The sequence below is a fragment of the Streptomyces sudanensis genome, assembly GCF_023614315.1.
In the GTDB taxonomy this organism is placed as follows: Bacteria; Actinomycetota; Actinomycetes; order Streptomycetales; family Streptomycetaceae; genus Streptomyces; species Streptomyces sudanensis.
The window spans coordinates 2,177,405-2,188,486 of the sequence record NZ_CP095474.1 but is presented as its reverse complement, the minus strand read 5'-3'; the positions used below and the strand labels follow the sequence as shown (position 1 = coordinate 2,188,486).

Sequence of the window (11,082 nt, the reverse complement as noted above, 5' to 3'; positions counted from 1 at the left end):
CGGTCACGGGGCTCCCAGCCCCGGGTGGGGGGCTGCGGCGGGGCGTCGCTCACTGGGTCTCCGGCGCGAGTGCGGTCATGGGCGTGATCACTGTCCGAATTGTGATGTTTTATCACTCCTTCCTCTAGCGCACGCGCCGGACACCACCCCCGTGTGTCCCGGTCCGGGCCACCGCCCTCCGGCGCGAAAAGTGGTCGCGCACGCGGCGCGCGGCTGGCTACGCTCGTCCGCTTCGGGGGTCCGCCGCGTAACGCCGGGTGGCGGTGGGTGACGCCGGGTGACGGCGGGCGGCGGCGGGCCGGGTCGGAAGGGGCGGTGGCATGCGGTTGTACTGGGCCGTCCTGGCCGGCAGCTTCCGCCGCCACGCCACCTACCGGGTGGCCACCGCCGCGGGCGTGTTCACCAACACGGCCTTCGGCTTCGTCCTGGCCTTCACCTACATGGCCCTGTGGAACGAGCGCCCCCGCCTCGGCGGCTACGACATGTCCGAGGCCCTGGCGTACGTCTGGCTCGGCCAGGCCCTGCTCGCCGTCTGCTCGCTGATGGGCGGCGGCTTCGAGGACGAGCTGATCGACCGCATCAAGACCGGCGACATCGCCGTCGACCTCTACCGGCCCGCCGACCTCCAGCTGTGGTGGTTCTCGGCCAACCTGGGACGCGCCGCCTTCCAACTGCTCGGCCGCGGCGTCGTCCCGATGGCGGCGGGCGCGCTCGTCTTCGACCTGGCGCTGCCCGGCCGTCCCCTCACCTGGCTCGCCTTCCTGGGGTCGGTGCTGCTCGGCGTCGTGGTGAGCTTCGCGCTCTGGTACCTGGTCGCGCTCTCCGTGTTCTGGCTGCTCGACGGGGCGGGAGTGGTGCAGGCGGCGTGGCTGTCGGGGGTGTTCTTCTCCGGGATGCTGCTGCCGCTGTCCGTCTTCCCCGGCGCGCTCGGCGAGGTCGCCCGGGCCCTGCCGTGGGCGTCGATGCTCCAGGTCCCGGCCGACGTGTTCCTGGAGAAGCGGACCGGCCGGTCCCTGTGGGAGGCGTACGCCTTCCAGGCGGGCTGGGCCCTGGTGCTGCTGGCCGCGGGCCGCGCCCTCCAGGCGGTCGCGACGCGGCGGGTGGTGGTGCAGGGTGGCTGAGACCCGTCCCCCCGGCCGCCCCGGAGCCGCGGGGCCCGGCGCTANATCTNGGTGCTGGTGTTGCCGGAGCNCCNGCGGCGCCGGTCCGCGCGCCCGCGGACCCGGGCCCCGCCGGGCGGGCGGCGGCGGTCGCGGACGGGCTGCGCGCGTACGGGCTGATCGCCGCCATGTGGATCCGCTCCACGATGGCGTACCGCTTCTCCTTCGCGGTGACGCTGCTGTCCAACCTGGTGGTGAACTTCTTCGACTTCGTCGTGATCCTGCTGATGTTCGGCCATGTGCGGGGCCTCGGCGGGTTCGCCTTCGGCGAGGTGGCGTTCCTCTACGGGACGACCAGCACCGCCTTCGGACTGGCCGACCTGGTGATGGGCCAGGTCGCGAGGGCCGGGCGGCGCGTGCGGGACGGCACGTTCGACACGTTCCTGGTGCGCCCGGCGCCCGTCCTGGCGCAGGTGGCCGCCGACCGGTTCGCGCTGCGGCGGCTCGGCCGGGTGTCGCAGGGGCTGCTGGTGCTGGTGTGGTCGCTGGTGGTGCTGGAGGGCGTCGAGTGGACGCCGCTGAAGGCGGTGATGGTGCCGGTGATGGTCGTGACGGGCGCCCTGATCTTCGCGTCGCTGATGACGGCCGGCGCGGCGTTCCAGTTCTGGGCGCAGGACGCCGCGGAGGTCGCCAACGCCTTCACGTACGGCGGGAACACCCTCCTGCAGTACCCGCCGTCCGTCTTCGCCGGCGAACTGGTGCGGGGCGTCGTGTACGTCGTGCCGCTGGCGTTCGTCAACTGGGTGCCCGCGCTGTACGTGCTGGGCCGCCCGGCACCGGCCGGGCTGCCGCCGTGGGCGGCCTTCGCCTCCCCGCTGGTCGCCGCCGTGTGCGTGGCGCTGGCGGGGCTGGCGTGGCGCGCGGGAATCCGTTCGTACCGGAGCACGGGGAGCTGACACGTGACCACCGCGGAACCGGACTTCATCGACCTCGACGGCGTCGAGAAGGTCTTCGACGTACGCCGCCGGGTGGGCCCGCTGCGCCGGGAGAGGCGCCGGGTGCGGGCGGTGGACGGGCTGACCTTCCGCGTGGCGCGCGGCGAGATGGTCGGCTACATCGGCCCGAACGGCGCCGGCAAGTCCACCACCGTCAAGATGCTCACCGGCATCCTCACCCCGAGCGGCGGCCGGCTGCGCGTCGCCGGCATCGACCCCGCCCGGGAGCGGACCCGCCTGGCCCGCCGCATCGGCGTCGTCTTCGGGCAGCGGACGACGCTCTGGTGGGACCTGCCGCTGCGCGACTCGTACCGGCTGGTGCACCGCCTGTACCGCATCCCCGACGCCCGCTTCCGCGAGAACCTCGACCGGTGCGTCGAACTCCTCGACCTGGCGGACCTGCTGGAGGTGCCCGTCCGCCAGCTCTCCCTGGGCCAGCGGATGCGCGGCGACATCGCGGCGGCGCTGCTCCACGACCCGGACGTGCTGTACCTCGACGAGCCGACGATCGGCCTCGACGTCGTGTCGAAGACGAAGGTCCGCGGGTTCCTCCGGGACCTCAACGCCGAGCGGGGCACGACGGTCCTGCTCACCACCCACGACCTCACCGACATCGAGCAGCTCTGCCGCCGCGTGATGGTCATCGACCACGGGCGGCTGATGTACGACGGCACGCTCGCCGGGCTGCGCGAGGCGGGCGCGGCGACCCGGACGCTCGTGGTCGACCTGGAGCGGGAGGCGCCGCCGATCGAGGTGGCCGGCGCCCGCGTGGTGCGGGTCGAGGGGACCCGGCAGTGGCTGGCGTTCCCCGCGTCCGCGTCGGCGGCGCCGCTGGTCGCGGCGGTCGCCGCGGCGCACCCGCTGGTCGACCTGTCCGTACGCGAACCGGACATCGAGGCGGTCATCGCGAGGATGTACGCCGAACGCCGCCCGGCGGAGGAGGCGCCCCGGCCGACCGGCGACGGCGGCTGAGGCTGAGGGCCGGCTGCGGGCGGGNCGGGCCGAGGGCGGGCTGAGGACTGAGGGCGGGCTCCGGCCTCCGCGCCCCGGCCCCTCGTACGGCTCCCGGCCCCGGTACGGCGTACGCCCTCCGGGGCCGGTACGGCGCCTGGCTTCCGGCGTCCGGTGGGCGCGTTCCGGCCGTGGGGCCGGAGGACCGAAGGAGTGAGAAAGCCCGCAGACGCCGGGAAAAGCAGCCGCTCAGGAACCAACGGCCCGCTCCGGGAGTACCAGGAACAGGACAGGCGGCGGTGCCGGCTCGCGGAACCGGAGGGGCGCGGGCGCCGTCGCGGGGAGCGCGTGAAGGCGTGGGGTGCCGGGCACGCTCCCCGCGGCGGCGCCCGCTCGCGGCGCCCCGGAGGCGAGACGGGCCCCTCAGGGCCGACGAGGGCGGAGCGAATGACCGGAACGGGCACGAAGACGACGCGGACGGCGGGCGCCGGCGGCTTCTCGTACACGGCGGAGGACGAGGAGAAGCGCCGCGGGGTGCGCCGCATGAAGGCGACCGCGACGGCGCTGCTGTTGCTGGTGGCGGTGGTCTACGCGCTCGCGACCTGGGCGGAGGCGTCCGGCGTGACCGGCTGGCCCGCCTACGTGGCGGCGGCGGCCGAGGCGGGCATGGTGGGCGCGCTCGCCGACTGGTTCGCGGTCACGGCGCTGTTCCGCCGCCCGATGGGCCTGCCCATCCCGCACACGGCGATCATCCCGACGAAGAAGGACCAGCTCGGCGAGTCGCTGGGCACGTTCGTCGGGGAGAACTTCCTCTCCGCGGACGTCGTACGGGCCCGGCTGCACGCCCTGGACATCGCGGGCCGCCTCGGCGCCTGGCTGTCCGAGCCCGCGCACGCCGACCGGGTCACGGCGGAGCTGTCCACGGCGCTGCGCGGCGCCCTGACCGTCCTGCGGGACGCCGACGTCCAGGCCGTCGTCGGCGAGGCGATCACCCGCCGGGCGGAGGCGGCGGAGATCGCGCCCGGCATCGGCAAGACCCTCGGCCGGGTCGTCGCCGACGGGGCGCACCACCGGGCGGTCGACCTGATCTGCACCCGTGCCCACGACTGGCTGGTCGCGCACGGCGACTCGGTGATGGACGCCGTGCAGGGCGGCGCCCCGGGGTGGACGCCGAGGTTCGTCGACCGGAAGGTCGGGGAGCGGGTCTACAAGGAGCTGCTGCGGTTCGTCACCGAGATGCGCGACATGCCGGGCCACCCGGCGCGCAGCGCGATCGACCGGTTCCTCGGAGACTTCGCGACGGACCTCCAGGCGGACACGGAGACCCGGACACGCGTGGAGCGCCTGAAGTCGGACCTGGTGGCGCGGCCGGAGGTGCAGGACGTCATCGCGTCGGCGTGGGGCGCCGTCCGGGCGATGATCGTGTCGGCGGCGGAGGACGAGCGGAGCGAGCTGCGGCTGCGGGCGCGGACCTCGCTGCTGTCCCTGGGCGCCCGGCTGACGACGGACGCGCAGCTCCAGCGGAAGGTCGAGGGCTGGCTGGAGGACGCGGCGGCGTACGTGGTGACGACGTACCGGGGGGAGATCACCTCGCTGATCACCGACACGGTGGCGAGCTGGGACGCCGACCACACGTCCCGCAAGATCGAGGCCCACATCGGCCGCGACCTGCAGTTCATCCGGATCAACGGCACGGTGGTGGGCGCGCTGGCGGGCCTGCTGATCCACACGGTCTCGCACGCCCTGGGGGGATGACCGGCCGGCCCGGCTCGTCCGTCGGTCCGGCTCGTCCGCCGGTCTGTCCCGTGTGCCGGTCCCTCCCGTGCGTCGGCCCGGCCGCTTCCCGTGGGAGGGCGCCCGCGGGTGCGGGCGCCCGGACCGGCGGGGGACGCCCCCGCGGGCGAAGCTCCTATAGATCGTCAAGCGGTCTGAAGGAGCGGTTTCGGTGTGGTCTGTGAGCTGATGAGGTGCTTGTAGACCTCGCGCGCTATGAAGCGTTTGAGGCACCGGAGGATGTCCTTCTTGGACATGCCTTCGGCGGTTCGTCGGATCACGTAGTCCTTGGTACGGGTGTCGTAGCGCATGCGGACGAGCGCGATCGTGTGGAGTGCGTTGTTGGCCTGGCGGTCACCGCCGCGGTTGAGGCGGTGCCGGTGGGTGCGACCTGAACTGGCCGGGATCGGCGCCGCCGCGCACAGGTGCGCGAAGGACGCCTCCGACCTGAGCCGGTTCGGGTTGTCGCCCGCCGTGATCAAGAGCTGGGCGGCGGTTTCGGTGCCGACGCCAGGCAACGCAACCAGGTCGGGGACGGTCTGCGCGACCAGCGGTTTCAGCTCGGCATCGGCATCGGTGATCTCCTCGGTGAGGTACTGGTAGCGGCGGGCGAGGCGTCGCAGTGCGGTGCGAATCGCGCAGGCCGGATCCGCGTGGTCGCTGCCCGGGCGCGAGCGGGCCAGCTGCCGGATCAGCTCGCCGGTCGGCAGAGCGCGCAACTTCTCACGGACCTCGCCGGGTGCGGTGACGATGAGCGTGCGGATCTGATTGATCGTCTGGGTACGGGACTTGATGGCCGAACGGCGGACCACGCGCAGGGAGCGGATCGCCTCTACGACGCCGTCGCGCGTCTTCGGCGTACCACCGGCCCGGCCGGAGAGCACGGCGGTGGCTGCGGCGTAGGCATCGACGGGGTCGGACTTTCCGTTGGCACGCCTGGCCCGCCGGTCGGGCCGGTCCACGTCGATGACGGTGACCTGGTTCGCCCGCAGGTACCGCGCCAGTTCGGCGCCGTAGGCACCTGTGCCCTCGACGCCGACGGCCATGAGGTCACCGTGCGAACGCAGCCAGTCCAGCAGGCGGCGGTAGCCGGCGGGGCTGGTGGGGAACGCCTCGGTGGCGAGGTGGCGACCGATGGAGTCGATCACGGCGGCCTGGTGGAAGTCGGTGTGGGTGTCCACGCCGCCGACCACCGCTATCTCGTCTGCCATGCTGACTGCTGCTGTCCTTCCGTGCGACGCGCGAGGGATGACACGCGCCGGTCGGGCGACAGGACAAGACTGTGATGGGACCTTTGGCCGGGCTCCTATGAAGTCACAGACGCCCGACCGGCCGCGTGCATGGCGGCACCGCCCGGACGGCCGACGATTCAACCGCAGGACAGCCGGAGCGTCAGTCAGTCGGAGGGTCAGACCCCCGAGCGGTGCCATCTTCATCCTCACAGTCAGTCGGCGCGCCGGGTGACCGCCCAGGACGCCAGGGCCATGCCGCCGGCGACGGAGAACACCGCCGGCCAGGCGCCGATCTTCTTCGCCAGCGGGTGCGACCCGGCGAACGCCGCGACGTAGGCGGCGCTCAGCCCGGCCGCCGCGGCGTTGCCGCCGCGCCGCCGCCACTCCCGCGCGGCCACCGCCCCCGCGGCGGCCAGCGCCACCCCGCCGAGCGGCCGCTTCTTCGTCCACCGGGCGACCCCGTACCCACCGACGAGCCCGCTCGCGGCGACGAGCGACACCGGAACCCTGGCCATACGACAACCCTCCTGCCACATCGACGACCCCCCGAGGCTAACCCGCCCGCCGCCGTGCCCCGCCCCCGCCGCCGTCCGGACGCGACGCCTCCGGGCCGCGACGCCGCCGGGACGTGGCACCGCCCGGGCCGCGGTGGCCTCCGGACAGGGGGAGGTGGACCGGTCAGCTCTCGCAGCCGACACCGTCGCCGTCGCGGTCGAGGTGGCGGCCGTAACCGGGGTCGCCGCTGCGGACCGGGGCGGCACCGGCCGCGCGGGCCGCGGAACAGTTGTCGTAGAAGACGTCGCCACCGGACGTGCCGCCGTCCGACCCGCCGTATCCGCCGCCGTCCGACCCTGCGTACCCGCCGTCGTCGGCCTGGCGGGTGACCGTCACCGTCGCCGTGACGGTCGCGGTGGCCGTCGCGGTCGTGGTCACGGTGGCCGTTCTGGTGGCCGTGACCGTGACCGCCGGGGCCGGCTCGGCGGAGGGCGACGCGGTGACGGTGGCCGTGGCGGTCACCGTGGCGGTCGGGGACGCCCCGGCCTTCGGCGTGCCGCCCGCTTCGCCCGCCGCGCCGCAGCCGGCGCCTATCAGCAGCAGGAGCAGTCCGCCGCCCCACACGCGCTTCATACGGCGCAGTGGTCGCTGCGCCGACGGGGCAGGAGAGGCCGAGGAGGCCGGGGACTGCCGGTACGGGTTGTTCATGGACACAGATCTCCCTCACGCACACAGGAACGGGGTGTGGGGGGGATGACCGAACCGCCCTGACGGTTGTTCAGGGTGAAACTAACGCATGCGGACGGTGAAGGAGGGGTGAACGGTCGTATTCGTGTCCGCCCGCCCACTCGGCCCGGCCTCCGGCTTGACCGGCCCGCCCTCCAGCTTGACCAGTCCGGTCTCCGGCCCACCCGGTCCCACGTCCGGCCGCGCCCCGCCCGCCGTCCGCTGCCCCGCCCCGCCGTCGCCCCACCTGTGGCCGACCCTGCGACCGGGTCTGTGGCCGACCCTGCGACCGGGCCTCGCCGTGGCGGTCGGCGTACGGGCGGGGCCGGGGCCGGCGTCCGGGGAGAGGGCCGCGCCCTACAACCGGTCCTCGCCGTGGCAGTCGGCGTACGGGGTGCCCGAGCCGCACCAGCAGGGAGCCGTGCGCGGTGGGGGCCAGGGGAGGGCGCGACCCCGTGCGGCGAGGACCGTGGCGTACTGGGGCAGGAGCGCCGCCTGGGACGGGGAGGCGCCCTCGGAGGCGGCGAACGCCTCGTACGAGGGGACCGTGCCCCGCACCACGCCCAGGTTCGGGGTGCCCGCGGCGGCCAGTTCGCGCAGCGACGCCTCCAGGTCCGTCAGGTGCGCCTCGTGCGTCGGGTACTCGGCCTCCAGCTCCGGGTAGGCCGCCAGCAGCTCGGCCAGCTCCTCGCGCGGCCACAGCAGCACCGCGACCGGGAACGGGCGGGACAACGCGGTGCGGTACGCGCCGAGTTCGCTGCGCAGGCGGGTGATCTCCGCCCGGAGCTCCGCAGGGTCGGACGAACCCAGCGCCCAGGTCCGCTTCGGGTCGTGCAGCTCGTCCAGCGGGACCGTGCCCGTGTGCAGCCGGTCCGCCAGGACGTCCCAGTCGTCGTGCTCCCGCCCCAGCAGCCGCCGCACCCGGTGGCGGGAGGCGAGCAGCGACTGCGACGCGTACGGCACCTCCTGCTCGTGCGGCAGCGGCACCAGCGTCCGCGCCGCCGTCGTGAGCGTCTCCTCCGACGCCTCCAGCTCGTCGTGGGCCTCCAGCGCCGCCCCGGCGACCTCCCACGCCGCCGCGTCCGTCGGCGTCGTCGCCCGCAGCCCGTCGATGATGGCCCGGGCCTCCGCCTCGTGGCCGTACTCCCACAGGTTCGCCGCCTTCAGCGCCCGTACCAGGTGGGGGGCCTCCGGCGCGGGGGGCGTGGACAGCAGCGTGTCGTACAGCGTCGTCGCGCGGGCGCGGTCACCGGCCAGCTCCAGGTGCGCGGCCGCCCGCAGGAGCAGCGGTTCGCGGTCCTCCGGGTACTGCTCCGCGGCGCGCAGCAGGCGCTCGGCTTCGTTGGTGTGGTCAGCAGGCGTGTCGAGGCGCATGGCAACCACCGTACTGCCGCGCGCCCCGGCTCCGGCGGGGGTGTGGGCGGACCGTCCGGCACGCGGGGGCACCGGACGCCGGCCGGGTGAACTCCTGTACGGTGACGGGGAGAACGGCCGTCCACGGGGGCGGTCGTGTCGCCGGGAGGGGGGCTCGCGTGTACGGGATGTTCCTGCGCCTGCTGCTGCCGCTCCTCCTCGCCGCCGCCCTCCTGGCGGACGGCCCCTCCCTCCCCGCCGTGGCGCTCGCCGCCGCCGCGCTCGTCGCCTGCGCCCTCGTCAGCGCCCGCGCCGTCCCGTCCGTGCCGCCCACGCGGGTGCGCACCGCCCTGCGCGACCGGGACCGGCGCACCGCGTTCCTGCCGCAGCGCGACCCCGACGCCCCGGGCCGCCGCCGCCCCCGGGCGCCCGGCCGTCGCCTTCCGGCGGCGGTCGCGGCCACGGCCCGCTGACCACCGGGTCCACCGGCACCACCTCGTCCACCGGGCTTCGCCGCGTTCCCGCGCGCCCGCGTGCGCCGAGGCACCGAGGCGCCGAACCCGCCGGTCCGTCGAGTCCACGGGCGGGGTTCCCCGCGCGTGGCCCCGGTCCGCCCGCTCCGCCGCCACGCCGTGTGTCCCTCACCCCGGCCTGGCTGTCGGTACGACGGCACGACGACTCAGAGGTCTTCCTTGTCCGTCTTCGTGGATTTCTTCCTGTGGTTCTCCGGGCTCGTCCCGGCTCCCGCCGCCATCGTCCTGCTCACCCTTCTCGTCCGTACCGCCCTCCTGCCGCTCGCCGTCGCCGCCGCGCGCGGCCAGCGGGCCCGCGTCCGGCTCGCGCCGCAGGTCGCGGCGCTGCGGAAGAAGTACGCCCGCGATCCGGACCGCCTCCAGCGGGCCGTGCTCGACCTCCACGCGCGCGAGCGGGTGTCGCCGCTCGCCGGGTGCCTGCCGGGCCTCCTGCAGGTGCCGGTCTTCTTCCTGCTGTACCACCTGTTCTCCCGCGACGAGCTGTCGGGCCACGCGCTGCTCGGGGCGTCGCTGGGCGGCCGGTGGGCCGACGCCCTCGCCCGGGGCGGCCTCCTCGGGCCGGCCGGGCTGGTGTACCTGGGGCTGTTCGCCCTGGTCGCCGCCGTCGCCACGTACACCTACCGCACCACCCGGACGCAGATGGGCGCCCTGGGGGCGGAGTCCGCGGCGCCCGGCATGGGGGCGCTGTCCAAGGTGATGCCGCTGATGTCGTTCGCCACCCTCGTGACGGTCGCCGTCGTCCCGCTGGCGGCGGCCCTGTACGTGGTGACCAGCACCACCTGGAGCGCGGCCGAGCGGGCCGTGCTGCACCGCCCGGAGCGCGAACCGGCCGGGGGCGGTACCGGGGGNGCGGCCGGGGGCGGCGCCGGGCGACGGCCCGGTACGTGACGGCGGTTCCGCGCGGGCGCCGGACGGTGGCCGCGCGGACGCACCGGACCCGTGAGGGCCCGCCCGGCCGGGAGCGGGGCGCCGGCCCGGTGCGTGACGGCGGTTCCGCGCGGGCGGCCCGGCCGGGGCACTGGGCCGATCGGGCGCATCGCGCCGTACGGGCGGGGACGAGCGCCGCACCGGTGGAAGACCTCCGGAGACGACCGCCCGGCGAGCAGCGGAGGCAGTCCCCATGCGTGTGCCTACCTCCCTGGGCGCCCTGGCGGCGCTGGCCGCCCTCGCGCTCCCGCCGTCCCCGGCCTGGGCTTCCTTCGCGATCCCGCCGTCCCCGGCCGCGGCCGCCTTCGCGCTCCCGCCGTCCCCGGTCACGGCCCCGCTCCCGCCGTCCCCGGTCACGGCCCCGCTCCCGCCCNCCCCGGNNGTGNCCCNCGCTCCCGGCTTCCGCGGGGCACACCGGCCCCGTCGCACACGCCAACCCCACCGCGTCCGCCGGGCCGCGCGCCGACACGACGGCCGACAACCGCGAGCCGAGCTGCGGCGACCGACGGGCCGCGGTCTTCCCGCTGCGCGCCCGCATCACCGGCGGCCCGGCGGCGTACGAGCCGGGCGCCGCGCCCCGCACCTGGTACGTCGAGCTGGTGAACTCCACCCGGCAGCCGTGCCGCAACATCTACCCGGTGATCGTCCTCACCGACACGGCGGGCGATCTCTCCCCGGCCTCGGTCCGCATGGCGTTCTCCACCGCAGCGGGCGGACTCCCGCGCACGGTACGGGCCGAGCACACCGACCACCGCGAGATCGTCGGCGTCCTCGACGACGACGCCGACCGCGCCTTCGCCGGCTTCACGGTCCCGCCGTCCGGCACGGTCCGCGTTCCGGTCCACCTCGCCTTCACGGCCGACGCCCGCCCGGACGAGGTGACGGCCACCGCGGCGGTGGTGCAGCGCAGGGGCGACGACGGCGACTGGGTCGGCACGTCCCCGCCGTACCGCTTCGCCCTCACCGAAGCGGTACCTGTNTGTTATACACATCTGAC

The 11,082-nt window shown here is 75.3% G+C and carries 9 protein-coding genes and 1 pseudogene; 6 read left to right on the top strand and 4 right to left on the bottom strand.

Features of this window, described 5'->3' with window-relative positions; all coding sequences use genetic code 11:
- The first annotated feature begins 320 nt into the window (after positions 1-320).
- The 4 genes from MW084_RS10095 (at position 321) to MW084_RS10080 (ending at position 4,801) form a co-directional block, all read left to right on the top strand.
- Positions 321-1,121: an ABC transporter permease gene (locus tag MW084_RS10095; RefSeq protein WP_010474418.1), complete on the top strand. Its 801-nt coding sequence runs from the start codon at positions 321-323 to the stop codon at positions 1,119-1,121.
- A gap of 71 nt (positions 1,122-1,192) precedes the next feature.
- On the top strand, positions 1,193-2,056 hold an 864-nt coding region (locus MW084_RS10090; RefSeq protein WP_420833735.1), incomplete at its 5' end, for an ABC transporter permease.
- 3 nt (positions 2,057-2,059) lie between these two features.
- Positions 2,060-3,067, top strand: coding sequence for an ABC transporter ATP-binding protein (locus MW084_RS10085; protein ID WP_010474414.1), 1,008 nt, complete (start codon positions 2,060-2,062; stop codon positions 3,065-3,067).
- Positions 3,068-3,493: 426 nt separating this feature from the next.
- Entirely contained in the window at positions 3,494-4,801 is a 1,308-nt protein-coding gene (locus MW084_RS10080; RefSeq protein WP_010474413.1) for a DUF445 domain-containing protein, read from the top strand.
- A gap of 164 nt (positions 4,802-4,965) precedes the next feature.
- Here MW084_RS10080 and MW084_RS10075 read toward each other — a convergent pair whose 3' ends face one another.
- From MW084_RS10075 to MW084_RS10060, 4 genes are all read right to left on the bottom strand, one after another.
- A complete protein-coding gene (locus MW084_RS10075; RefSeq protein ID WP_275563388.1) occupies positions 4,966-6,030 on the bottom strand; it encodes an IS110 family RNA-guided transposase in 1,065 nt (354 codons plus the stop codon).
- Positions 6,031-6,263: 233 nt separating this feature from the next.
- A complete protein-coding gene (locus tag MW084_RS10070; RefSeq protein ID WP_010470639.1) occupies positions 6,264-6,566 on the bottom strand; it encodes a hypothetical protein in 303 nt (100 codons plus the stop codon).
- A 163-nt stretch (positions 6,567-6,729) separates the two neighbouring features.
- On the bottom strand, positions 6,730-7,179 hold the full coding sequence (locus MW084_RS10065; protein WP_010470637.1) for an excalibur calcium-binding domain-containing protein: 450 nt from the start codon (positions 7,177-7,179) through the stop codon (positions 6,730-6,732).
- 450 nt (positions 7,180-7,629) lie between these two features.
- The gene (locus MW084_RS10060) at positions 7,630-8,646 is read right to left on the bottom strand and encodes an SEC-C domain-containing protein (protein ID WP_010470635.1); all 1,017 of its coding nucleotides are present in this window, start codon (positions 8,644-8,646) and stop codon (positions 7,630-7,632) included.
- A gap of 167 nt (positions 8,647-8,813) precedes the next feature.
- On the opposite strand from MW084_RS10060, the gene MW084_RS10055 reads away from it, so the two are divergent.
- Entirely contained in the window at positions 8,814-9,098 is a 285-nt protein-coding gene (locus MW084_RS10055; RefSeq protein ID WP_050986768.1) for a DUF6412 domain-containing protein, read from the top strand.
- A gap of 219 nt (positions 9,099-9,317) precedes the next feature.
- A pseudogene (locus MW084_RS10050) lies at positions 9,318-10,006 on the top strand (YidC/Oxa1 family membrane protein insertase); the annotation flags it as partial.
- Positions 10,007-11,082: the final 1,076 nt, after the last annotated feature.